Below are 22,028 nucleotides of genomic sequence, written 5' to 3'. Positions count from 1 at the left end.
GGGTGTAGTGCTGGTCTTCTCCACTTCCGACAAGGGCGGCACCGGTCGCTCGGTGACCAGCTGCAATATCGCCTACCGACTGTGTCTGTCCGGCCGCAATGTGGCCTATGTCGACTTCGACTTCGGATCACCCACCGCGGGCGCGCTTTTCGAGATCAGCTCGGTCGAGCGCGGCGTCGCGGGCGGCGGGGTGCATTCGTATCTGCTGGGCCAGAGCGGAACCGCGGCGCGGGTCGACGTCGGCTCCGCGACCGATCGATCCCAGCTGCGGCGGATCGGCCCGCGCGCGGGCCGGCTGGTACTGCTGCCCGGCGACGAGGGCGGCGCGGAATTCCTGACCCTGGACAACACCGTGGTGCGGCGCTGCGCCGAACTGCTGGTCGCGCTGGAACAGGAATTCAAGGTCGTGGTCGTCGATCTGAGCGCGGGCCGATCGGTGGCGCTCGAGATCGCGCTGCAGTCCACGGCGATGCCCCAATTGCGCCGCCGCACCGCCCGCTGGCTGATCTTCCACCGCTGGACCCGCCAGCACATCCTGGCCGCCTCCGGACTCGTGCACGGACCGCACGGACTACTGGAAACGGGCAGCGAATGCGGACACGATCCCGACGAGTTGCTCGGCTCGATCCGCTATGTGCGCACGGCCCTGCCCGCGGCCGAATCCAGTCGCACCGCCGAGCGGCCCGCACAGGCCGCCTGGCTGCAGGAACAGGATGCCGCGCTGAAACGGCTGGCTTCGGCCAATCATCTCGGCGCCACGGCCGTTCTGGGCGCCACCCCGATCGAGCCCGTGCTGCAGTGGCGCGAGCAGATCGTGCTCGACACCGATGTCAACGCCAAGATCGCCAATGAGGAGACCGCGCTGGCCTATTCGGAGCTGGCCCGGCGCCTGGTCGACAACGCCACCTGGGAAAGGCTCTGATGCCCGACACGCAGACCTACACCGAGGCCACCGAGCACCCGTGGATCGAGCCGGTGCCGATGTCGCATCTGTCCATCGAGGTCGGACACTTCTATCTCAACGACATCCTCGGGGACGCCGATCATCTGCGCGCGGAGTTCCGCCGCATGGTTCCGCTGGTGAGCGCGTTCGTGGAATCGGCGCGCATCCGGTTCGGGCCGCGAGCCCGGGTCAGCACCTGCTATCTACTCGACGACTACTTCCAGCCCGAGACCGACGCCGCCGAGGCGCTGCACCGGCTGCTGGCCGCCGCCGAACAGGCCGGACTCGGAATCGACTATCTGGCACGGGAATCCGGCTGCTCGAGCAGTTCGGCCTTCGTGGACGGAGTGCCCCTGGGCGAGCCGGTGCCGGTGGCGGAGATGGTCGCCGCACGCATCGTGGCCGAGCCCGCGCCGCCGGATACCGGCAGCCGTCCGCCGACGGTCGAATCGGGCTGGCTGTGCAACGGACGCCGCTCCTCCGACGGTGAACCGGCACAGGCCATGCGCGGCAGGAGCTTCCGGCCGCCCGAGGAGTTCGGCCGCCGCGAGCATTCGATCTTCCTCGATGTGCAGCTGTGGAGCAATCAGGTCACCGATCGGGGTCCGGTGACGCGGTGGTCGTGTCCGTTCCTGGCGGCGGTATGGCATCTGCTGCGACTGGGGATGCTGCGCTATCACGGTGCGGCCGTGGTGGATCCGTATCTCTGGCAGCCCGGAGATCCCTGGCCGCGGCGCTGGCACGATGTGCCGCCGGTGGTGCAGCTCAATCCCGACGCCGCGCCGTTCGCGGCCTACCACACACTGTCGATGCTGCCCAAACGCTATATCGCCATCGAACATTCGGTACGGGTGATCCTCGACCACCTGGATCTGGACGACGATGTGGTCGCGCAGATCAGCGCCCTGGGCGCCGCGGACGAGACGCCGACCCTGGTGCCCCGCAAGGTTTCCGAACGGCTGTCGCACCTGTTACTAGACGGGTCTTAACCATGGTGTCCACCACGCCCCTGGTCGTGCTCGGCGAGGTGCGAACCTGCCTGCTGCCGACCGCCGGGGCGCTGGGGCGGGCCGAGGCGCGCGAACTGCTGACGCTCATCCCGGGCCGCGCGGTGCGGTGGCGGGAAAGACCTGGGACACTGGCGATTTCGCCGACGATCGCGGTCGGCGTGGATTGCGACCTACCGATGGGCGAGCAGCGGACGCGAATCGTGGGCACGGTGGCGACCCAGGTGACGCTGGTGGGCGGGCGCGTCCTGCAGTCCTCGGCGCACGCCCGGGTAGTGCGGGCGGCCGAACGCCGCCGTCAGCCCTGGTCGCACTACATCAGCCAGAAGGGCGTGACCGAGGTGATCAGTCGCATCCCCGAGCGAGAGACGGCCGAAATCATCTTGGCCGAAAGCTATCTCGCCGACGGCACGCATCCTGGCACCCTCGATATGGCCTCGATCAGTGAACGCCTGCTGGCCCATATCCGCGCCGACGCGCGGCTGGATCAGGCGCCGCCGATGCAGGCCGCCACGACGCGGCTGCGCTGGACCGCGCGCATCGGGCGGCGAGAGGGCCAGACGGTGAAGCTGCACGTGGACGACGACAGCACCCGCTCGCTGCGGGTGACCGTGCGCCAAGAGACGGATCTTGCCGCCGTGCAACGGTTCTGCGAGGACATCGCGGTACACGACTGGCTGCTGACCACCACGGCCGCCGCCTTCGAGGAGGCCGATCGCTTCGGCGCCTCCAGCCGCGAGCGCCTCGATATTCTCGCGCCGTTGCTGCAGCACATCACCGGCCTGTGGATGCCCGGGGCGCACACCCCGGCGGAGCTGCGGGCGCTGTGGAAGGAGTTGCAGACCGAGCCCGGATTCTCCCGGCAGTGGAGCACCCTCACCGATCGGTTGCGCGACAATGTCTCGGTGGCGATGCTGGACGCGTTGCGGCACAAGGCCTTCGACACCGAATGGTGATCACATCCGGAACCATTTGCGCACCAGCAGCGCGAAGAACACCGACATCGATACCGTGCCCACCCACGATTCGATCGCGTACAGCGGCCGGGCCGCGGCGTGCAGATCCTGGGTGTCCCCGGGGCCCAGCGGATTCAGGAAGCTGGTCGCGCACATGTAGATCGTCTCGGTGGCCGAGGCGTTGCCCGACACCAGCAAACCGATCACCGTGAACACCACCAGTTGCGCGGCCACCCAGCCGAGCAGCCAGAACGGCCGATAACCGTAGCCGCACAGGATGTATGACACATGTCCGGCCGAGCGCCGCCAGCCGCGCGGCGTGGCCCGGGTGCGGGCGCGGGCCAGCTCCAGCCCCGCCCGGTCCTCCGCGTCGACATCCTCGTTGATCCGGTACAGCGCGGTCGCGCGCCGAAAGGTCAGCGCGGCGTGGGCGTGCAATCCGATCGCGGTCAGCTGCGCGCCGAGCCGCTCGTACACCTCGGCCAGCACCGTGGTCTGAATCGCGCTGAGCCGCAACGGTCCCCGGAATTCCACCTCGGCCGCCAGCAGCGCGGCCAGCAGGGCGCTGGGCACACGCCAGCCCTCCTCGTCGCGCGCGGGACGGCGGGCGGCCGCGTACAGGTGCTCGAACACCAGACCCTCGACGGTGCGGCGCACGCCAGGCGGATTGTATTCGGCCAGAACGGCTTCCACATGGGTGCCGAATATGTCGAGCAGTTCCCGTTCGGGGCCCTCGACGCGATCGATCTCCGCGGCGTAACCCGCCGCGCGACGGGCGATACGCGTGGAGACCGATGCCACGAACGGGGAGAGCTCGGCCATGATGGTGTGGGATCGAATCGTCAGCCGTGCAGATGGTATTCGTACAGGTCGCGCGGCTCACCGGCGCCGAAATAGCGCTCGTCGTGGGCCACGAAGACGAATCCGGCCTGTTTGAACAGATTGGAGGCGGGCAGATTGTCCGGTCGCACGGTCAGATATTCCACCTCGGCCCCGATTGCCCGACTGCGCTCGAGGGTGTGCTCGAGCAATGCTCGACCGTAGCCACGGGATTGGAATCGCTTCGCTACGGCAAAGGTGAACAGCAGCGCCCGGCGCGCCTTCTCCAGGGTCAGGGCGTAGCCGATGACATTTCCGTCGAGCTCCGCCACGAGCCAGTCGGATCCGTGCAAATCGTACAGTTGTCGCAGCATGAGGTACCTGTACGGCTCGTCGAAGACCTCATCCTCGATGGCCGCGATGGCTTCGAGATCGCTGAAACGAGCCTGCCGGTATTCCGGCCGCGGAACCTGCGTGCTGTCCATGTGCTCCCTAGCGCCAGGGCATAAGCCGTTTGTTGCCCAGCCTAGTCTTCCGAATATTGAATCGGTGCGGCGCCGGGAAAAGTTACGCCCGATCGCTATGCGCCGATCTCGTGGATCTCCGCCGATTCGATTCCGTCGAGGATGGTGCGCGCGACCAATTCCGGCGCATCCGACATCGGCACGTGGCCGCAGCCGGGCAGCGTGACCCACCGGGTGTGGGCCGGGAGCTGATCGCGATGCCGACTCACCCCCGACAGCAGCATCAGATCGTGCGAGCCGAAGGCGACGGTGACCGGAACCTCGATCCCGTGCCCGCCCTCGAAGCGCAGCGCGCGGGCATGGTGCACGGCCAAGCGCAGCGCCCGATGCGAGCGGTCCAGATCGCGGATCATGGCGATGCCCGCGCGCTTGGGAATCCGCTCGGGGTGACGGGTCACCAGCGCCAGCCCGGCCATCCGCACGGGCGCGAGATGCAGTGCGAGACCGCCGATTCCGCGCGTGCACAACCCGAAGGTCAGCGCCGATTGGAATTGCGCGTACAGCAGCGCGGGCATCCCCGCACCGCGCCACAACCCCGCGGGGGCGAGCGCCACGACCGACCGGGCCATACCGCGTTTGGCGGCCTCGAGCGCGAACCAGCCGCCCATCGAATTGCCCGCCATGTCCACCGGCCCGGCCAGGCCGAGCCGAGCCAACTCCGTAGCCAGCTCCCGCATCACCCAGTCCATGGTGAATTCGAGATCCGCGGGAAACGGCGTGCGCCCGAAACCCGGGAAGTCCAGGGCGAGTACGCGCCGCCGCTCGGCCAGCGGCTCGAGCACCGGCAGCCAGTTGCGCGCGGAACCGCCCGCGCCGTGCAACAGCACCAGCGGTTCCCCGCTACCGCGCTCGATGCGATTCCATCCGATCATCGGCCAACTCCCTTGTCACCCGGTTCCGATCTTCAGAATGACCGGGCGAACGCATCCGCGCCATGGGCAATCGGTCAATCGGCGACCTTGATCACGAGCTTGCCGCGATTCTTGCCGACCAGCAGTCCGCGAAACGCCTCGACGGTGTGGTCGAGTCCGTCGACGACATCCTCGAGATAGTGCAGGCGGCCCTCGCGGATCCAGCCGCTCACATCGGATTGGAAGTCGTCGAACTGGTCGACGAATTCGGTCTGGATGAAACCGCGCACGGTCAGGCTCTTACGCAATACCGCACCCATGAACTGCCCCAGCCGATCCGGGCCCGGCGGCAACTCGGTGGCGTTGTACCCGGCGATCAGGCCGCAGACCGGAATGCGGGCGAACGGGTTGAGGCGCGGGAGTACGGCGTCGAAGACCGCGCCGCCCACATTCTCGAAGTAGACGTCGATGCCGTCGGGGGTCGCGGCGGCGAGTCGGTCGGCGAAATCGGGGGCGCGATGATCGAGCCCCACATCGAAGCCGAACTGTTCGGTCAGCAGCGCGACCTTTTCCGGTCCACCGGCGATACCGACCGTGCGCGCGCCCTTGATCTTCGCGATCTGCCCGACGGTCGAGCCGACCGGACCGGTGGCCGCGGCGACCACGACCGTCTCACCCTGCCGCGGGCGGCCGATGGTGAGCAGGCCGGAATAGGCGGTGAATCCGGGCATGCCGAGCACGCCGAGCGCGGTGGTCACCGGGGCGGCCTCTGGATCGAGTTTGCGCAACTGCTTCACCGGCTCCACCGAATGGGTCCGCCAGCCGCCGTAGCCCAGGACGATATCGCCCGGTGCGAAGGCCGGATCGCCGGATTCCAGAACGCGCGAGACGGTCGCCCCGACCATGACCTGGCCGATCTGCACCGGCGGGGCGTAGGAGGGCGCATCGCTCATCCGGCCACGCATATAGGGGTCCAGCGACAGATACAGGGTTTGCAGAAGTACCTGTCCCGCATCGGGTTTCGACAATTCGACCGTTTCGGTCCGGAAGTTCTCCTCGGTCGGCATGCCGCTCGGCCGGGAGGCGAGCACGATCTGTGCGGACTTCACCATCGGGTTTCCTGCCCTTCGTCTCGACGCCCCCCACCGCTTCGAAATGGAATCAACGCCCGATCATCGCGGAATATGCCGCGTCTCGATCACGTTCTTCGATCATGCCCCGAACTTTCACCGAATCCGAGCGTCAGAAGTTCCTGGCCGACAAGCATGTGGCCGTCCTCTCCGTCGCCGCCGACGACGGACGACCCCCGGCCAGCGTACCGATCTGGTACGACTACACCCCCGGCGGCGACATCCTCGTCAATACCGGCGCGGCCCGTCGCAAGGCCCGGCTCATCCAGCAGGCGGGGGTGGTCACGCTGGTGGTCCAGCGTGAGGAACCGCCCTATCAGTACGTGATCGTCGAGGGCACCGTGGTCGACGCCGCCACCCCGGCGCCCTACGACACCCGCGTTGCCATCGCCAGCCGCTATCTCGGTCCGGAGGCAGGACGCGCCTTCGCCGACGGGATGGACGGCACCGCCAGCGTGTTGTTCACCATCCGGCCGGACCGCTGGCTGTCGGCCGACTACGCCGACGAAGTCTGAGAACCACTCCGCGCGGCGGGCCGGGACACGCCGTTCCGGTCCGCTGGCCGGACCTCTCCGTTAACGGGTGCGATGCCGCACCCCTATTCCTCTTCGCGACCCGCGCCGCCTCGGCCCGGGATCTTCGAGGAGGAACAGTGCGAAAGACCTTGGGGCAGCGAGGAATTCGTCGGGCCGTCATCTCGGTGGGCGCGTCGGCGCTGATCGGGACGGCCACGGTAATCCTGACGGGCTGCAATGACGACGTCGTCGGCAAGCCGGTGGCGACTCCCACCGCCGCCGCGCCGAGCGGCGTGCTGGGCGGGGTGACCGGAGCCGCGCAGCCCGCGGGAGCACCGGTGACCCGGACCATCGGCAAGACCGGCTGGTTCGAGGGCTTCGAGATCACCGTGGACAAAGCGACCGTGACCCCGGGTCAGTACGGCGGCGCGACCCTGGTGGTCGACATCACCTACAGGAACACCGCCGCCGAGAACAAGGCGCTGAGCGCCAACGCCTATCTGCAACTGGGCGGCCAGGTCGATACCGGCGCCAGTTTCGACAATCCGACCGTGCCCGGAAAGGGTTCGGCCACCGGCAAGATCACCACCGCGTTGCGCGCGGATCAGAACCCCGAGCAGGTCCTGGACTCGGCCATCGTCGTCTACGGTCAGGCCACCGACAATCAGGCCAAGATCCCGCTGGCCGCGGCGGGCAAGGTCGACAGTGTGCGGCCGCGCGCACTGACTGTCGCCGGGAAACTGGTCTCGGATCAGACGACGATCGAAATAACCGGCGGCACACTGACTCCCAGCTACGCCAAGAACGAGCGCGGCAAATACGAACTCGCCCTGCATGTGAGGATCGTCGGCGGCGCGGGCATCGCCGACGGCGGGACGAACATCTTCGACGACTACTTCTCGGTGAAGTCTCCCGACGGTCAGAGCCTGGTCGCCGACAGCCGCAGTCCGATCAACGAACTGCTCGAGAAGAATCAGACGATCGATAGTCCGAAGAACAACGCGGTCTTCCTGGTCGCCGCGCCCGGGACGGGCAACTACGTCCTGACCTACGACACCCAGAAGGGCGATGGGACCCCCGCGCCCACATTCGCCTTCACCGTCAGCTGACCGAATCGCGTTTGCCCAGCAGCCCAGGCGAATTCGCCCGGATGTGCTCGAGCGCGGAGTCGTCGAACAGCTCGCGAGGATACGCGGTCGTGGTCGTCCCGGTGACCACGACCGCGTTCCGGTAGGTCCGCACCCAGATCGCGAGCGCGACGCCGACAATCGCGCCGGCGCTCCCGTCGAACAGCAGCCACCCCGCGCGGTCGGCTCGGCCGAGGAACGCGCCGGAGGCGTCAATAAGGGTGGACGCGCCGGTCGGGGCGGCGTTGCCTGTTCGTTCACCCACCGTTCCCGGTCGAGCGGGACGCTGTGGTCATCCGGCCACGAGGAGTGAGCGTCATGATCAGAATTCCGAGGTTTGCCGCGGCGTTGTCGGTCGCGGTCGGGGCACTGCTCCCTTGCGCGCCCGGGGTGGCGGCATCGGCCGCGCCCGCCGGGGTGCCGAGATTCGATCACATTGTCGAGGTGATGTTCGAGAACAGGGGCTACAGCGCCGTCATCGGCAGCCGCAGCGCTCCTTACTTCAACGAACTCGCCTCCGGCGGTGCGCTTTTCACCGATTCGCATGCTGTCACCCACCCCAGCCAGCCGAACTACATCGCCTTGTTCTCCGGCGACACACAGGGCGTCACCGACGACAACTGCCCGCGAAACTTCACTGGCGTGGACAATCTGGGCCACCAACTCGCCTCCGCCGCAATGACATTCACCGGATACTCGGAGAGCATGCCCAGTGCGGGCTTCACCGGTTGCAGCGGTAGCGGCGGACAGTACCGACGCAAGCACAACGGCTGGGTCGACTTCGACACCGTGCCCGCCGCGTCGAATCAGCCCTTCTCGGCGTTCCCCTCGGATTTCACCCGCCTGCCGACGATCTCGTTCGTATCGCCGAATATGTGCAACGACATGCACGACTGCTCGGTCTCCACCGGTGACACCTGGTTGCGCAATCACCTGTCCGCCTATGCCCAATGGGCGAAGACCCACAACAGCCTGCTGGTCGTCACCTTCGACGAGGACGAGGGCACTGCGGGCAACCGCATACCGACGATCCTGTCCGGAGCCGGAGTGAAGCCCGGTCAGTACAGCGAGCGAATCGACCACTACTCGGTATTGCGTACGTTCGAGGATGCCTACGGTCTCCCGCCGCTGGCGCACGCCGCCGGGGCCACCCCGATCACCGATGTGTGGAATCGCTGAGCGCTTCGTCCCCAGCGATCTCCCAGAGACGGCAGGCCTCGGCCGTGGAAGGCCGGTTGCGACCCGTCATCGAGTACTGACGATCTCCGGGTCGGTCGGTTGTCGATCGATCGGTGTGTCGGTGCGGTTGCGCAGGAATTTGTCGAACATGGCCGCGACGTACTCGCGAACCAGAGTCGTGGCACGATCCGCGGCGATGGGACCGACGTACCGCCCGGCCGCCGGTCGGGCGATGGTGGGTACCAGCGAGGGGAAATCGGTGAAGTCGTAGTGCGCCGAATCGCGCATGGTCAGTTGGCGTTTCCAGCCGGTGCCGTGCTGCCGGAACGCGTTCAACGACGGGTTGGCGTCACCGACCTCCTCGATCTGCTGGCTGGTCATCACCAGGACCGGCAGAACACCGACACCATCAACTCGCGCTGCGGTCGCTGTAGAACGGGTCCAAAGCAACCAGAGCCCCGATCTACATGCCGGGCAAACGTTATCAAACGGAAACCGTGGCCGCAGCGGGCAGTTCGGCGTGGACCGCCGACGCCACGCCGACGAAAATCTGTAGTGGCAACTGTAGACATTCGGCGCATGATGGGGTAGTTTCTCTCTTGTTGAGAGAGAAAGAAGTGTCCAGAGGGCACGGAAGGTTATGAACTACCCGTGGTTGGCAGGACGACGGCCCGCGCGATGAACCGTTCGCTGGGTCCCCGGGCCGTCGAGTACGCACGATGAAGTTGCACGGAAAGATGAAGTAACCCATGAGAAAGGAGGAGTTGCCTGTCGGATCACCCGAGTACATGCGGGGTGATCGCCGACGTTTTGGTTACATGTCGGACGATGGTAGTAATTCCCCTTTGACGCCCCGGTGCCGTACGGCACCGGGGCGCTCGGCGTTCGGAGGTTGAACATTCCCGACCCTGCCAACACGAACGAGAAGTTCGATGACGACGATTACCCCGCATACACCATGGGACGGGCCGCGGACATGCTGGGCACCACCCAGGCGTTCCTGCGCAGCCTCGACGAGGCGAAGCTGATCACCCCGCAACGCTCGACCGGCGGGCACCGCCGCTACTCCCGTCGCCAGCTCCGTCTGGCCGCCCGCGCCCGCGAACTGGTCGACCAGGGCACACCTCTGGAAGCGGCTTGCCGCATCATCACCCTCGAGGACAGACTGTCCGAAGCCCTCGAGACCAATGCCGAACTCCGGCAACGAGACTGACACGAAACCCCACCGATCCGGGTAGCACGCGACCGCGCGGCCCGGTGTGTGCTGCGGCACCTCTTCGGTGCAGCGGCCCGAAACGTGGCATGCTGTCAGGTGAGCACGGGTTGTTGCAGTGATCGCCCGGCTCGCTACAGGAAGTAACAAACAAAAATATGTCGCAAGGTACCGTGAAGTGGTTCAACGGCGAAAAGGGCTTCGGATTCATCGCGCAAGACGGTGGCGGCCCTGACGTGTTCGTCCACTACTCCGAGATTTCCAGCTCCGGCTACAAGTCCCTCGATGAGGGCCAGCGCGTCGAATTCGAGATCGGCCAGGGCCAGAAGGGCCCGCAGGCCCAGAGCGTCCGCGCGATCTGAGAGCTGAAAACACCGAAACCCGCGCCCATGGCGCGGGTTTCGTGCTTTCCACTCACAAGTCTCGTCACCGCGGGTGCGGTGGCCATATGTCGGCAATCCGAAAGGCCACGGGTCCGCCTCTGATCAGGACAGTTTCAGCGAACGCCCGATGATCTCCGTCATGATCTCGGACGTGGTTTCGGACACCTGAGAGGAGGCGGTTTTCGCCGATCTACCTGCGCGAACAGCGCCTCGACATGTCCTGTCAATTCCCGCCCGAGCCTAACGAGTCCACATGCGCGACGGGAAAGAGACGGGATGCGGCGTATACCGCTACGGGGTATATCAGCTGATGGCGCCATGAAATCTCTCCTCCGCGAAACCACCCGCTCCATCCTGTGAACATGCCCGCGCACCGTGGCGTCGATCCCGCTGATCGAGATCCCGATCAGGACCAGGCTCGCCGAGCTGTGGCAACGTATCGACGCCAGGAAGTCACAGACCCGGATTGGGGCTGGTCCAAGGTCGAGTTTCGATCATTGCCCGCCCGCCCCACCAGATCTAGCCCTGCCACCACCGACGGCATCGGCGACCGCATGACTGGTTCCTCGGATCGACCGTCAACGAATGCGACCACTCCTCTGGACCGACTGATGCGCAACAGGATCGACATCGCCCACGCGTTCGCACCGTACTACGGCCCGGAGGTCGCCGCGAAACTCGCCGATCTGCTGACTCCCCACATCCTGCTGGGCGCCCCGTTTCTGATCGACACCAGGATCGGAGACAAATCGGCAGCCGACAAGGTGATCGCGGACTGGAAGGCCAACGCCTGCGATATCGCCGACCTCTGGGCTGCGATCAACCCCCACTGATCACAGCAGGACATGCGTAAGGGGATGATGCTTCACATCGATCAGACCGCCGATTTCGGAAACGCCCTTCTTGCCGGAGACAACAGCCGCGCGGCCGCAGCGTTCGATGAGAACATGGCCCATATGATGCATGTCGCTGACACCCTCAGCCAGGGCATCATCACCCAGTTCCCGGACGCGTTCTGAATTCACCGCCTCAGGGCCGCCGCCGACGGGCACCCCGAAGCACGCAACTAGGCAATATGGTGCGTTCGGCTGGCCGAGATGATCTCGGCCCGTTGATCTTCCGGAAGTGCCGCATGGTCGCGTCGAACCGCGCTCCATGCGGCATGAGAATGCGCTCGTGTCGATTGAAGTCAGTGGAGTTGGGGGTAGTACAACCGTTAGATGTAGAACGATTCTCGCCGATTTCAGGACAGTGAGCCGGACGGTTGGGAATGGCTTGGGTGACCCGGCAGAGTGCCACCCACCAGGATGGTCACCGTGGCTCGGACGCAAACTTCCTTCGTGTCAGCCTTTGCCTGGAATATCCTACTGGCTACAGTGTTGTCGGTCGATTTCGGCGAATGATTCGCGCACGGGGCGCACAAGTGGTGTCAGCGGGGATTTCTTTGTCAGGAGCGGTCGTGCAGAAGACACATACGGTTTCGTGGCGTGGCGTCGCGGGTTTCGGCGCCTGGCTGCTCGTGGCATCGGTACATGTGTTCCCGGGCTGCGGGCCAGCGGCCGCGCAGCCGGTGAGCGATGTCCCGATCGAGCCCCTGCCCGTGGCCGTGCTGCCACCGGAACTCGATCCGTTCTACAAGGCACCCGCCAGCGATATCGCCACTACACCACCCGGTGGCATTCTGAAGGCGCGGCAGATCACCTCCTCCTATTTCAATCTCATCCCCGAGAGGGTCGACGCCTGGCAGCTGCTGTATCGGACCAACGACAGCCGAGGTCGCGCGATAGCGACCGTCACCACGGTGATCACAGGACACGGCGCAACCCCACCAGAAGGGCGGAAGTTGCTGTCCTATCAGATACAGGAGGACTCGAACTCGGCTTACTGTGCGCCGTCCTACGGACTGCAGCAGGGCAGCATCCCGTATTTCTCGGATTTCCTGAACCAGATCGAAAGCAATATCGGTGTTGCCGAGGCATTGTCGAACGGGTATGTGGTCTCGATCCCGGACTACGAGGGACCGAACTCGGCGTTCGGCGCAGCGATCCTCGAGGGCCAGGCCACTCTCGACGGCATCCGCGCCGCGGAGAACTTCCGGCCGCTGCAACTGCCGGGTAAGGACACCCGGGTCGGACTGCTCGGCTATTCCGGAGGCAGCGTGCCGACCGGCTGGATCGCCGAGCATGCCCCCGCCTATGCTCCCGAACTCGATATCGCGGGTATAGGCATCGGTGGCGTGGTCATGGCCGACCTCCCCGCCCTCGCGCGTGCCGACAATTTCAACGTCTTCGCCGGGCTGGTCGGTCCGGCTGTCTTCGGATTGGGCACCGAATATCCGGACCTCGCGACCGTCCTGGCCACCAAGACAGACTGGTTCACGCGATTCGTGACGACAACCAAAGTCGCACTGTGTCACACCCCGTACGGGGCCATCGACTTCCCGTTCTGGAACTTTCTGGGTGGCTACACCGGAACGCAACCCGGCGGATTCCTGAACGAACCCGCCGTGACCGCCGCGTTCGAAGACGTCAGACTCGGCAAGAATCGGCCGACCGTGCCGCTCTACGTGTATCACGCACAAAACGACGAGATCATCCCGATCGCCGGCACCGACCGGCTGGTGAACTGGTACTGCCAGGACCCCGACCAGTCCATCACCTACACCCGCGAACTGCTCGCAGAACATCTCGTGGGCTTCACCTCATGGATGGCGAAAAGCTACGACTTCGTCGTCGACCGGCTAGAAGACAAACCACTGCAGAAAGGCTGCCGGATCGACAGCCCCGCTACCACCACCTCCGACGGAGAACTCGCCGGCATGCTCAACGAAACATTCCCCACCACAGGACAACTCATGACCGGACAAGAGGTCCAGCCACACCCCCACGCGCCACGATGATCTCCCCGGCCACAATCACGATCGGTAGACCGACACTCCCCGATACTGCCGATCGGCTCATCTACGGCCACGGCAAACTCGTCCCACGCTTTGCGCCCTCGACGACATCGTCGCCGAGATGAGCCCACGAGACCGGCCTGTATTCGGGTACTCAATACTGGCGGTAGGACTTGATCCCGGCCAGGATCGGGTCCAGGTGCCCCGTGAGAAGCTCCCAAATCGGCTGCCCACCCGCATTATTGGTGCGGCTCTCTCATGGCTTGCCTCCCGCCGGGTGCCGTGACCGTCATCATCGGCATGGATCCACCCAAACGCACGGCCACCATCGAAGCCATCGATCAGTCCGCAACGACCCTGACTGGCGCCGATTTACCGCGGACAAGCCCGGATACGACGAAACGCTCACCACCGCACGTCGATTCACCGACGAGGTATGGGCGGTCGAAGGATGCAACGGCGTCGGCCGCCACCTGGCGCAGCGCCTGGTCCACGACGGAGAAACCGTCATCGACGTGCCAGCGAAACTGTCCGCGCAGGTCCGGGTCTTCGCCACCGGCAACGGCCGCAAGACCGACCCCGGCGATGCCCACTCTCGGTCGCGCTGGCGGCATTACGGGTATCGAATCTGCGTCGCGTCGCCGCTGATCCGGAACTGATCGCATTGGGTGGCGGGCCCGGGTGAGAGGACTTGGTTGGGCGTTGCCGGCATTCATGTCAGATCCGTGATAATCGACGGCGCTCACCTTTGTTCTTCGCAGCACCGCATTGCGGGGAACGCTGATCCGCCCGTACCGCCACAATATTTTCGACCGCGGTGTAGGGAGCGGGGTCGAATGTGCCGTTGCGGTAACGGAATTCGTATGCGAAGTCGGGCCAGATCAGGGTCAGTCGGCCGCTGCGCGGATCGCGGTACCAGCTTTTGCAGCCGTTCCCGAGCCAGACTGTGCCTTTGCTGCGCTCCTGAAGTTCGTCCACGTAGCGTTTCTGTGCTTCGGCGGACACGTTCAGGACGCGGTCGCCGTTGGCTCGGCTCCAGTCGAGAGCGCCCAGAATGTAGTCGACCTGCGCCTCGATGATGTAGACGATCGAGTTGTGTCCGAGTCCGGTGTTGGGTCCGTTGATAATGAACAGATTGGGGAAGCCGGTGACCGTGGTCGACGCGAATGCCTCCATGCCGCGGGCCCAGCGGTCCGACAGGGACACACCGTCACCGTCGTGAACGATTTTCGCGTAAAGCGGTGTGGCGGCTTCGAAGCCGGTGCAGAAGATCAGCACATCGAGGGAGTAGGCGGCGCCGTCCGCGGAGATCGCCGTGTCGCCGTCGATGTGGTCGAGGGCCGAGGCCTCCAGGACGACGTTGTCGCGCGTCAGCGCCGGGTAGTAGGTGTTGGAGAGCAGGACGCGCTTACAGCCCATCTCGTAGTCGGGGGTCAGCTTGGCGCGCAGCTGCGGGTCCTCGATCTGCCTCTCGAGATGCTCACGCGCCGCGGCCTTGGCGTGATCGAGAAAATCCGGAATGGCGCGCCGCGCGGCGTAAGTGGACTCGAGGGACCAGAAGATTTCCGAGCGGCGCGCGGGGATGGCATCGGGGTCGCGGCGGAACAGGTTTTTCTCGATTTCCGTGTAATCCCGGTCTGCGCGTGGGGTGATGTAGGGCGCGCTGCGCTGGAAGACCACCAGCTCGGAGGCGATCTCGGCCAGCTGGGGTACTACCTGTATCGCGGTGGCCCCGGATCCGACGACGCCGATCCGCTTGCCTTCCAATGCGACCTCGTGATTCCAGCGGGCCGAGTGGAACGCCTCGCCGGTGAAACCCTCCAGCCCCGGGATCTGCGGCAGGCTCTCGTCGGCGAGATGTCCTGTGCCGGTGATCAAGTAGCGCCCGGTGAAGACCCCCTTGGCGGTGGTGATCATCCACCGCTGAGCGGTGTTGTCCCAGCGCGCGTCCTCGACGTTGGCGCCCAGCCGGATATGCGGCAGGAGTCCCTCGTCGCGGGCGGTGTCGCGCAGGTATTCCAGGATCTCCGGGCCGGGCAGGGATCGCCGAAGCGGGCCAAACCGTGCCCTTGGGAATGACCTTCGCGGGCATCGCGCTACTGTCCTGGCACGAACCGGATGCGGTCGAAGCCCAGCTGCTGGCGAACGAGCAACCGTGCAGCACCGCCGACACGGCGGCAGGTAGAGACTTCCACGACACCCTCGCCGCGGTGCGCCGAGAGATCGCCCAGGTGCAGGACCGCGGCTACTGTTTCGACAAGGACACCGTGATGCAGGGGGTCTCGGGAATGGCCGCACCCATCCCCTCGAAAACCGCGACACCCTATATGGCCATCACCCTCTCGGCGATCAATGACCGGCTTCCCGCCCAGCGCGTCGAGGAACTGGCCCCTCTGTTGCTGGAGGCGGCACGGGAAGCCGGGGCCTTCATCCGGTAGCCGGGCCACCACATGCGGCTGGCTGACCAAGATCTTCGGATAATTCGGATCTCGGTGGCCCGCCGCGAGATTCGCGGATGCCATCGGTGGGCCGATCATTCGTCCTGAGCACGGTGTGTCCACGACCGGGGACCGAGCGCCTGGCCGACCAGCACCTGTGCCACCGGCACCGCGGGATTCACCATCATGCAGGCAAATGTCCTACAGCCCGGCGACAATTCCGCACCGGTGCCCGTGTGCCGACACATCGGCCCGCGGCTGGCCCCGGACACGCAGGGCGGCCTGCCGCAACTGGCACCCCCGCCGGTGACCGGCCCGGTCGCGGCGGGGAATGGGAAGGAAACACGTCACCCTCCCGCACAAGGCGCCCCTCGGATCACACCGGTGTGCCCGGGCTGTCGGCAGGAACACCCCCCGCGCCCTCCGGCGGCGATTCCCTCCGCCGGCGAGGATAGCCGGTGACAATCGGTTTTCACTCCGACGCTTCCAGCACCCCGATGACCTGCGAACACGAGCCGCTATTACTGGTTCACGGCAGGGTCGAGGTAGGCGGCGGCTTGGGTGCGGAAGAGGTCGGCGTAGGCGCCTTCGTGGGCCAGGAGTTCGGAATGTGTTCCGTGCTCGGTGATCCGACCGTGGTCGAGGACGTGGATCTGATCGGCGTGGCGGACTGTGGCGAAGCGGTGGGTGATCAGGAGCACGGTGCGTCCGGCGTAGAGGCCGCGGATATGGGTGAAAAGGTCGGCTTCGGCTTTGGGGTCGAGCGCGGCGGTGGGCTCGTCGAGCACGACGAGCGGGGCGTCGCGAAGGTAGGCGCGGGCGAGTGCGACGCGTTGCCATTGGCCGGTGGACAGGTCGACGCCGTCGCTGAATTCGGTGGACAGGATGGTTTGGTAGGACTTGGGCAGTGCTGCCAGGAACTCGTGTGCGCCGGCGGTGGTGGCGGCTTCTCGGATGGCTTGTTGGTTGTCCAGGCGGTCCGGGCGTCCGAGGCCTATGTTCTCGGCTCCGGTGAGCTTGTAGCGGACGAAATCCTGGAACAGCACGGTCGACACGGCACGCAGCCGGGCCGTGTCGTCGATCGGCTCGCCGTCCCATAGCAGAGTTCCGGCGCTGGGTTGGTACAGCCCGGTGAGGATTTTGGCGAGGGTGGTTTTGCCCGATCCGTTCTCTCCCACCAGGGCGATTACTTGTCCGGCGGGGAGCTCGATGCAGACGTCGTGGAGTACAGGCGTATCGGCGGCCGGGTAGGTGAAGGTGATGTGGTCGGCTGTGAGGGTGGTGAACGAGCTCTCGGTGGGGACGGAGCGGCCGGGTGCGGATGGGATTCGGATGAAGCTTCGCAGGGCGCCGACGAACAGAACGGGGCTGCCCACGGCGCCGGACGCGCCGGTGAGCGCGTTCAGTTGCCCGTAGAGCAGATAAGCGCCGCCGAGCGTCGTGATGGCGGTCGCTGAGTTGAGGTGGCCGGTGTCGGCGAGCGCGAGGACGGCCGCGACGAGGCCGACCAGGACGAGGGCGCCGAAGAGGCGGGCGCGGATCTCGCGCCAGAGGAAGGTGCGCGTGAAGCGTCGCTCGGTGTCGATGGCGATGGCATAGCGCGCGGCCATCCGTTGCCGCAGCGGGTCGGCCAGGTCGAAGGCGCGGACCTCCTTGGCGGTGTCCCGGTCGGTGAGCAGGCGCAGTAGATATTCCAGCATCCGCCGGTTCTCCATGAGTTCGAGCCGCATGGAGAAGTCTCCTCGTTGGCGTTGCACCGCCACCTGGATTGCCGGAGCCGCGGCGATCAGCAGCATCGGCAGCAGCCACCACGCCATGAGTGCGACCGCGGCGATCACGCCCAGCAGCCGCAGCACCGTGGTCGCGACCATGATCGTCAGGGTTGTCAGGTGGGCTGCGTAGTCCCGGGCCGCCCATACCGCCTGATCTACCCTGTCGTGGAAGGCGCTGTCGTCGAACATCCGCAGGTCGGCTGCTGTCACGGCCTGGGCTACCCGGTCGCTGGCCAGCGCGCTGGTTTTCAGATCGAGTACTTGGCGCAAGGTCGAGGACATCAGTCCGATGGTGGTGGAACCCAGGCTGATCAACGCGATGGTGATCAATCCGCTGGCTACCGTCGACAGGTGCAGCGCTCCGTTCGTGGACACCACGCCGCCGAGAACGCTGCGCAGTGCCAGTAGTCCGGCGCCGAGGCCGAGTGACTGGACGAGCTGCAGCACGATGACCAGCACGAATCGCGCCCGGTCTGCCTGGAGTGCCAATCCCCAAGCAAATCCAACGACCCCAACGGTTTCGACGAGCGGCAACCGGTGTTCCGGCCCGGAGTACAGCGCCTTGACCAGCCGCACCTGATCATCAACCATGGCGCGTCAGCTCCCGATTCATCGTGAGACGGGCTGCAGGGTGCGGGCCTGCAAATATGTCTCCACCAATCGGGTGATATGGAGAATCCCCCACCGGGGTCGGCCCACGGGCCGACCTGCGGGATCGACGGCCACCGCACACGGGAACGCGTCTCGAGCCAGCTCCCGGTGAGCGGCCACGTAGTCGGCCCAGGAGTGCCGACCCGACACGATGTGCTCCGGCAGGTCGGCGTCGGCATCGTGATCGATGAATTGGATCAACCGATCGTCGATCATCCCGTCGAGTAGCACGTGCAGCGCAGCGCAGCGGGGGCATTCCGCTTGGGTCAGCACGACTATCCCGGTTGCGGAGACCAGTCGCGCGGGATCGACCGCCGCAGCCTCCGCGGCCCGCGCTCGCGCTGTCCGCCGTGAATTTCGGATGACCGGGCCGATCACCGCGGCTGCGGCGATCACCACCAGGGTGGCGGCCCGCACACCCACCGGCAGACCCCAGCCGGGAGCAGCCACGGCGATCACGCATGCGGCGAGGCATGCGGCGGCGGTTCCGGCGATATGACCCGGTCCCACCACCGACGAACTCACCCCGAAACACGCGCAGGTACGCCCGCGCAGCCGGATCGCCGCGAACGACAGCACCGCGTACGCCACGGCCAGCACAGCGGCAGCCGATCTCGGCGCGGGCACGGCAACCACGCTGCCCGCAGCGACCGCTTCCACGACGATGACCACGCCCGACGGGATCGGCACTCCGGCCAGTGTGGGGTCGGGCCAGGTCAAACGCCCCCGCCACGCGGCGAACGTCTTCGCCGCGGCAGCGCCCAGCAGGACCGCGGCCAACGCCACCAGCAGTAACGAAACGGCGAGGTTCACAGTTGCTGTCCTTCCACGCTCGATGACGGGGTCGATCCCGAGGGGAAATCCGCGCCCCCATGGGTGTCTGTGGCAGGGCGAATCCAGCCTGCGGCCCAGCAATGGGCTACGAACTCCAGGTCTTCCTCGCCCGCGGTCACGGGAAGCCGACCGGAGGTGAGCAGGGTGACTGCCTCGTCGCTGAGCTCGTGGCAGGTGAGGTCGGACAGGTCTACCAGCACATGCCCACCGAAAGGCAGAGTCGCCAGGTGACTGTGCTCGGCCATCAGCCACAGCTGCGTCTCGCTCATTGCAGCCCCTCCAGCCAGAAGTCGAGAGCGCACAACCGCCGCAGCGCGAGCGCGTGCTGGGTGCGAGTGAACGGGTCCTCGGTGACGCGGCGGATCTGCTCGCCGTCGAGCATCCGGGTATCGACCAAGGTGCCCTTGGCAAGTCGATCGAGAGACCGGGCTCCGGTGTCGCCGGACGCCCACGCGGCCGCCGCCGCGCGGGTTCGACGTCGGCCGTCTGTGGCGGGGTGAGGTGGGTCGTCGGGAGGGTTCAGCAGTGGGCCGTTGCTGATCAGCCCGTGCTGTACACGAGCGCGTGCCGACATCGGCACGGCTTGCAGAGCTGCGAGAATCTCCGGCAACCAGGCCGGGATGACCAGCCGCACATCCACCCTCCGCGCGGTCTCGCGCAACCACGCAAGGCCCGGATCCGCCCACGCTGTGAGCAGTTCGCCGATCCACGGGGCCGCGTCGCCGGTCCACCTCAGCCAGGTGGCTTGGCCGGCCGTGTCCACCGCGTGCACCCGCTCGGCGCCCTCGCTGGTCAGCCAGGTCCACATACCTGGATGCTGCTGTTCGCTCGGAGCAGTGCGGGCCTTGTGACGAGCACGCCGGTAAGGCGGGCGCCGGGTTTCGAACGCCAGGGGCAGCTCACCGGTCCACCGCCCGGGCTTCAAGGCGGCCAGTTCGTCCGGGTGCGCGGAGAGCAGTCGGCGCAGGTCGTGGCCGGTCACTACGGTGGCCACGCCCGCGCGGGCGGCCGCCACCACTGCCAGGGCTGCGGGGAGATGCCGGTCCCACAGCATCGGCCACACCGGCGGCAGGTCCGCCATGAGCGTCTCGACAGACCAAGCCCTTTGTCCGTCCACGGTGACTTCGCCGGTGTGGTCGTCGACGGTGATCCGCCCGATCTGCGGCCGCTGCGCGAGGATGAATCGCGAACCCGGGCCGCCATCGGCCAGCATCGCCGGGTGCGGGCCATCCCATTCGGGCAGATCTCGGATCAGCTCCCGCAACCGGTCCACGGCCGAGGATGCCTCGACCGGCCGTATCAGAGCGTTGAGGCTTGCGATGTCAGCGCGCAGGATCACCCCGTCGGCAGAGAACCAGCCCGTCCCCGGGGCGGGCACCCGCCCGACACCTCGCAGATGGGTGCGCCCCAGCGGACGTTGCGCACCCAACGCGGCAGCGAGCAGCCACGCCACGTCAACCTCGTCCAGCCGCGGAGCGAAACAGAACTGCTCCAGCGTCTCGGTAAATTCCAGCGTCGTCTCTGCGCCGCGCCGCCAGTACACGACACCGCCCGCCGGTGACAGGCTGGTGTGCTCACCTCGGCGTACAAACCACTCCGCGGGCCCGACCTGGACCGATATCGGACCGTCGGCTCGGACAACGTCGATGACAGATCGCCCCTGCTTCATTCCGCTCCGCTCTACCGCCCCAAATATCCGACGGGCCCATACGACGACTCGAAACCATTATCTCGAATCCGCCGGAAAGGGCTGAAATAGAAATAGGATGAAATATATTCAATGAACGTGCAGAAAGGCCCTTTTCGTGAAACGCGCATCGCGATATCGCGAATGATGGTTCGGGCGACCTTCGTCACCCGAGTTCCCGAATGCGGGCAGCCCCGGCGGGCCAAGCGTGACTCGACCCGCCGGGGCAGTGTCTCAAATCGGGCCCGGGCAGCAAACGCAGGTCAAACCGTTGCAGTTCGTCGCCGGGTTGCACAGCGGGTTACCGAGCAACGGTTGACATGTGCCTTCTTGCGTGTGGAGCCCGATACATTTCCCACTACATTCCTCTCGGGGTGGCGGTTGATATCCGATCACCGAGGCGGTGGCCGCGCGGGCATGGGCGCCGGTCAGGGCAACCGAGCGCCGCAGAAGTGATGACATGTTGCAATCCTCTTATCGCCTTTGACAAATAGTTCGCCAGATCGCGGAGAAACTATTCCGTCCGGTTTTCTTCAGCTGGCCCAGAAGGTAATTCTCTCAGTTCTCGGAATGCCGGTCAACGGCGCCGGAGCTTTCTTCCGATTGCGTTTTTTGCAATTGGGTGTGGTGTTAGATCATTTTCTGGCCGAGAGATTTGTTCGCCATCGCGTCATATCGTGCGGGAGGACTCGGGGCCGTGTCGCGGCGGCAGGGTCGCCAGCGGGACGCACAACTCGGCGACAGGCAGGCCAGTGGAGACGACCTCGCCATCGACGCTGACCCACAGCAGGTGGTGGGCCTCGCGTCCAGGCGGGGCGGACTCTCGGCCGATGGTCAGCACGGTGTCGCGGCCATGCGCGAGCAGCGCGGCGGTGAGGTAGATCGGCTCTTGGTCGGCTTTGCGGTTGAGCGTAGTTATCCGCCACAGGGCCCGCAGCGGCCGCACGTCGTCGTGGGCGGGACGGGTGCACACCTGGCCGCCCACGGGTGCGCTGCCCGCCACACGAGCGATCTCGCTGTGGTAGCCGGATTTGCGGGCTGCGCGCACTGCACGGCGGCCGCGCCGGGCGGCGGCGATGAGATCCAGTATGTGTGGCATTGGC

25 protein-coding genes are annotated in these 22,028 nt (G+C 66.1%); 11 read left to right on the top strand and 14 right to left on the bottom strand.

The window, feature by feature from the left end:
• The first annotated feature begins 7 nt into the window (after positions 1 to 7).
• The 3 genes from NP4_RS11850 to NP4_RS11840 are packed head-to-tail and all read left to right on the top strand — an operon-like array spanning position 8 to position 2,906.
• Positions 8 to 922, top strand: coding sequence for an SCO2523 family variant P-loop protein (locus NP4_RS11850; RefSeq protein WP_067996843.1), 915 nt, complete (start codon positions 8 to 10; stop codon positions 920 to 922).
• Positions 922 to 1,932, top strand: a complete 1,011-nt coding sequence (locus tag NP4_RS11845) for an SCO2522 family protein (protein ID WP_067996439.1) — start codon at positions 922 to 924, stop codon at positions 1,930 to 1,932. Before NP4_RS11850 ends, NP4_RS11845 begins: the two co-directional genes overlap by 1 nt.
• A gap of 2 nt (positions 1,933 to 1,934) precedes the next feature.
• The gene (locus tag NP4_RS11840) at positions 1,935 to 2,906 is read left to right on the top strand and encodes an SCO2521 family protein (RefSeq protein ID WP_067996437.1); all 972 of its coding nucleotides are present in this window, start codon (positions 1,935 to 1,937) and stop codon (positions 2,904 to 2,906) included.
• Here the strand turns inward: NP4_RS11840 and NP4_RS11835 are convergent, their stop codons facing one another.
• From NP4_RS11835 to curA, 4 genes are all read right to left on the bottom strand, one after another.
• Positions 2,907 to 3,728 (bottom strand): hypothetical protein, encoded by an 822-nt coding sequence (locus tag NP4_RS11835; protein ID WP_067996434.1) that lies wholly within the window; start codon positions 3,726 to 3,728, stop codon positions 2,907 to 2,909.
• Between the two features lie 20 nt (positions 3,729 to 3,748).
• Entirely contained in the window at positions 3,749 to 4,210 is a 462-nt protein-coding gene (locus tag NP4_RS11830; protein WP_067996431.1) for a GNAT family N-acetyltransferase, read from the bottom strand.
• A 95-nt stretch (positions 4,211 to 4,305) separates the two neighbouring features.
• Positions 4,306 to 5,121: an alpha/beta fold hydrolase gene (locus NP4_RS11825; RefSeq protein WP_067996429.1), complete on the bottom strand. Its 816-nt coding sequence runs from the start codon at positions 5,119 to 5,121 to the stop codon at positions 4,306 to 4,308.
• A gap of 74 nt (positions 5,122 to 5,195) precedes the next feature.
• The gene (gene curA / locus NP4_RS11820) at positions 5,196 to 6,212 is read right to left on the bottom strand and encodes an NADPH-dependent curcumin/dihydrocurcumin reductase (protein ID WP_067996426.1); all 1,017 of its coding nucleotides are present in this window, start codon (positions 6,210 to 6,212) and stop codon (positions 5,196 to 5,198) included.
• A 101-nt stretch (positions 6,213 to 6,313) separates the two neighbouring features.
• On the opposite strand from curA, the gene NP4_RS11815 reads away from it, so the two are divergent.
• On the top strand, positions 6,314 to 6,745 hold the full coding sequence (locus NP4_RS11815; protein ID WP_067996422.1) for a pyridoxamine 5'-phosphate oxidase family protein: 432 nt from the start codon (positions 6,314 to 6,316) through the stop codon (positions 6,743 to 6,745).
• 137 nt (positions 6,746 to 6,882) lie between these two features.
• Positions 6,883 to 7,854 carry a hypothetical protein gene (locus NP4_RS11810; protein WP_147287984.1) on the top strand — a complete coding sequence of 324 codons (972 nt, stop codon included), beginning with the start codon at positions 6,883 to 6,885 and terminating at the stop codon, positions 7,852 to 7,854.
• On the opposite strand, the gene NP4_RS11805 is transcribed toward NP4_RS11810, so the two are convergent.
• Positions 7,847 to 8,137, bottom strand: a complete 291-nt coding sequence (locus tag NP4_RS11805) for a hypothetical protein (protein ID WP_067996415.1) — start codon at positions 8,135 to 8,137, stop codon at positions 7,847 to 7,849. The two genes, NP4_RS11810 and NP4_RS11805, sit on opposite strands and share 8 nt — an antisense overlap.
• Before the next feature lie 53 nt (positions 8,138 to 8,190).
• Between NP4_RS11805 and NP4_RS11800 the strand changes: the two genes are divergently transcribed.
• The gene (locus NP4_RS11800; RefSeq protein ID WP_067996840.1) at positions 8,191 to 9,051 is read left to right on the top strand and encodes an alkaline phosphatase family protein; all 861 of its coding nucleotides are present in this window, start codon (positions 8,191 to 8,193) and stop codon (positions 9,049 to 9,051) included.
• A gap of 66 nt (positions 9,052 to 9,117) precedes the next feature.
• On the opposite strand, the gene NP4_RS11795 is transcribed toward NP4_RS11800, so the two are convergent.
• Complete coding sequence (locus NP4_RS11795) at positions 9,118 to 9,432, bottom strand: hypothetical protein (RefSeq protein WP_067996412.1); 315 nt, start codon at positions 9,430 to 9,432, stop codon at positions 9,118 to 9,120.
• A 475-nt stretch (positions 9,433 to 9,907) separates the two neighbouring features.
• Here NP4_RS11795 and NP4_RS11790 point away from each other — a divergent pair, with 475 nt between their 5' ends.
• From NP4_RS11790 to NP4_RS40870, 3 genes are all read left to right on the top strand, one after another.
• Positions 9,908 to 10,264: a MerR family transcriptional regulator gene (locus tag NP4_RS11790; RefSeq protein WP_373863828.1), complete on the top strand. Its 357-nt coding sequence runs from the start codon at positions 9,908 to 9,910 to the stop codon at positions 10,262 to 10,264.
• A 158-nt stretch (positions 10,265 to 10,422) separates the two neighbouring features.
• A complete protein-coding gene (locus NP4_RS11785; protein ID WP_067996406.1) occupies positions 10,423 to 10,626 on the top strand; it encodes a cold-shock protein in 204 nt (67 codons plus the stop codon).
• Positions 10,627 to 11,009: 383 nt separating this feature from the next.
• Entirely contained in the window at positions 11,010 to 11,480 is a 471-nt protein-coding gene (locus tag NP4_RS40870; RefSeq protein ID WP_147287985.1) for a hypothetical protein, read from the top strand.
• Here NP4_RS40870 and NP4_RS40865 read toward each other — a convergent pair whose 3' ends face one another.
• Positions 11,481 to 11,699 (bottom strand): hypothetical protein, encoded by a 219-nt coding sequence (locus NP4_RS40865; RefSeq protein WP_147287986.1) that lies wholly within the window; start codon positions 11,697 to 11,699, stop codon positions 11,481 to 11,483.
• 407 nt (positions 11,700 to 12,106) lie between these two features.
• On the opposite strand from NP4_RS40865, the gene NP4_RS11775 reads away from it, so the two are divergent.
• Entirely contained in the window at positions 12,107 to 13,546 is a 1,440-nt protein-coding gene (locus NP4_RS11775) for a lipase family protein (RefSeq protein ID WP_255285496.1), read from the top strand.
• A gap of 338 nt (positions 13,547 to 13,884) precedes the next feature.
• On the opposite strand, the gene NP4_RS42100 is transcribed toward NP4_RS11775, so the two are convergent.
• Positions 13,885 to 14,136, bottom strand: coding sequence for a hypothetical protein (locus NP4_RS42100; protein ID WP_067996400.1), 252 nt, complete (start codon positions 14,134 to 14,136; stop codon positions 13,885 to 13,887).
• A gap of 124 nt (positions 14,137 to 14,260) precedes the next feature.
• Positions 14,261 to 15,565: a flavin-containing monooxygenase gene (locus tag NP4_RS11765; protein WP_255285507.1), complete on the bottom strand. Its 1,305-nt coding sequence runs from the start codon at positions 15,563 to 15,565 to the stop codon at positions 14,261 to 14,263.
• Between NP4_RS11765 and NP4_RS11760 the strand changes: the two genes are divergently transcribed.
• Positions 15,559 to 15,981 carry an IclR family transcriptional regulator domain-containing protein gene (locus NP4_RS11760; protein ID WP_307597089.1) on the top strand — a complete coding sequence of 141 codons (423 nt, stop codon included), beginning with the start codon at positions 15,559 to 15,561 and terminating at the stop codon, positions 15,979 to 15,981. The two genes, NP4_RS11765 and NP4_RS11760, sit on opposite strands and share 7 nt — an antisense overlap.
• 521 nt (positions 15,982 to 16,502) lie before the next feature.
• On the opposite strand, the gene NP4_RS11755 is transcribed toward NP4_RS11760, so the two are convergent.
• The 5 genes from NP4_RS11755 to NP4_RS11735 form a co-directional block, all read right to left on the bottom strand.
• On the bottom strand, positions 16,503 to 18,329 hold the full coding sequence (locus NP4_RS11755) for an ABC transporter ATP-binding protein (protein ID WP_169813719.1): 1,827 nt from the start codon (positions 18,327 to 18,329) through the stop codon (positions 16,503 to 16,505).
• A gap of 33 nt (positions 18,330 to 18,362) precedes the next feature.
• Complete coding sequence (locus NP4_RS11750) at positions 18,363 to 19,217, bottom strand: hypothetical protein (protein ID WP_067996389.1); 855 nt, start codon at positions 19,215 to 19,217, stop codon at positions 18,363 to 18,365.
• A complete protein-coding gene (gene adfB / locus NP4_RS11745; protein ID WP_067996386.1) occupies positions 19,214 to 19,507 on the bottom strand; it encodes an actinodefensin-associated protein B in 294 nt (97 codons plus the stop codon). Before adfB ends, NP4_RS11750 begins: the two co-directional genes overlap by 4 nt.
• Positions 19,504 to 20,907 carry a hypothetical protein gene (locus NP4_RS11740; protein ID WP_067996383.1) on the bottom strand — a complete coding sequence of 468 codons (1,404 nt, stop codon included), beginning with the start codon at positions 20,905 to 20,907 and terminating at the stop codon, positions 19,504 to 19,506. The genes adfB and NP4_RS11740 overlap by 4 nt, the downstream gene beginning before the upstream one ends.
• Before the next feature lie 688 nt (positions 20,908 to 21,595).
• On the bottom strand, positions 21,596 to 22,024 hold the full coding sequence (locus tag NP4_RS11735; protein ID WP_067996380.1) for a hypothetical protein: 429 nt from the start codon (positions 22,022 to 22,024) through the stop codon (positions 21,596 to 21,598).
• Between the last annotated feature and the right edge of the window lie 4 nt (positions 22,025 to 22,028).

This window comes from Nocardia pseudobrasiliensis NBRC 108224, assembly GCF_001613105.1.
GTDB lineage: Bacteria > Actinomycetota > Actinomycetes > Mycobacteriales > Mycobacteriaceae > Nocardia > Nocardia pseudobrasiliensis.
Note: the sequence above shows the minus strand (reverse complement) of the source record. Positions and strands in the feature narration are given on the sequence as shown.

Bases quoted from the DNA above. Each gene is read 5' to 3' on its own strand.
- NP4_RS11845 (WP_067996439.1), top strand. From the start codon at position 922: ATGCCCGACACGCAGACCTACACCGAGGCCACCGAGCACCCGTGGATC.
- NP4_RS11815 (WP_067996422.1), top strand. From the start codon at position 6,314: ATGCCCCGAACTTTCACCGAATCCGAGCGTCAGAAGTTCCTGGCCGAC.
- NP4_RS11825 (WP_067996429.1), bottom strand. From the start codon at position 5,121: ATGATCGGATGGAATCGCATCGAGCGCGGTAGCGGGGAACCGCTGGTG.
- NP4_RS11795 (WP_067996412.1), bottom strand. From the start codon at position 9,432: ATGACCAGCCAGCAGATCGAGGAGGTCGGTGACGCCAACCCGTCGTTG.
- NP4_RS11735 (WP_067996380.1), bottom strand. From the start codon at position 22,024: ATGCCACACATACTGGATCTCATCGCCGCCGCCCGGCGCGGCCGCCGT.
- NP4_RS11785 (WP_067996406.1), top strand. From the start codon at position 10,423: ATGTCGCAAGGTACCGTGAAGTGGTTCAACGGCGAAAAGGGCTTCGGA.
- NP4_RS40870 (WP_147287985.1), top strand. From the start codon at position 11,010: ATGCCCGCGCACCGTGGCGTCGATCCCGCTGATCGAGATCCCGATCAG.
- NP4_RS11835 (WP_067996434.1), bottom strand. From the start codon at position 3,728: ATGGCCGAGCTCTCCCCGTTCGTGGCATCGGTCTCCACGCGTATCGCC.
- NP4_RS11840 (WP_067996437.1), top strand. From the start codon at position 1,935: ATGGTGTCCACCACGCCCCTGGTCGTGCTCGGCGAGGTGCGAACCTGC.
- curA (WP_067996426.1), bottom strand. From the start codon at position 6,212: ATGGTGAAGTCCGCACAGATCGTGCTCGCCTCCCGGCCGAGCGGCATG.
- NP4_RS11800 (WP_067996840.1), top strand. From the start codon at position 8,191: ATGATCAGAATTCCGAGGTTTGCCGCGGCGTTGTCGGTCGCGGTCGGG.
- adfB (WP_067996386.1), bottom strand. From the start codon at position 19,507: ATGAGCGAGACGCAGCTGTGGCTGATGGCCGAGCACAGTCACCTGGCG.
- NP4_RS11830 (WP_067996431.1), bottom strand. From the start codon at position 4,210: ATGGACAGCACGCAGGTTCCGCGGCCGGAATACCGGCAGGCTCGTTTC.
- NP4_RS11740 (WP_067996383.1), bottom strand. From the start codon at position 20,907: ATGAAGCAGGGGCGATCTGTCATCGACGTTGTCCGAGCCGACGGTCCG.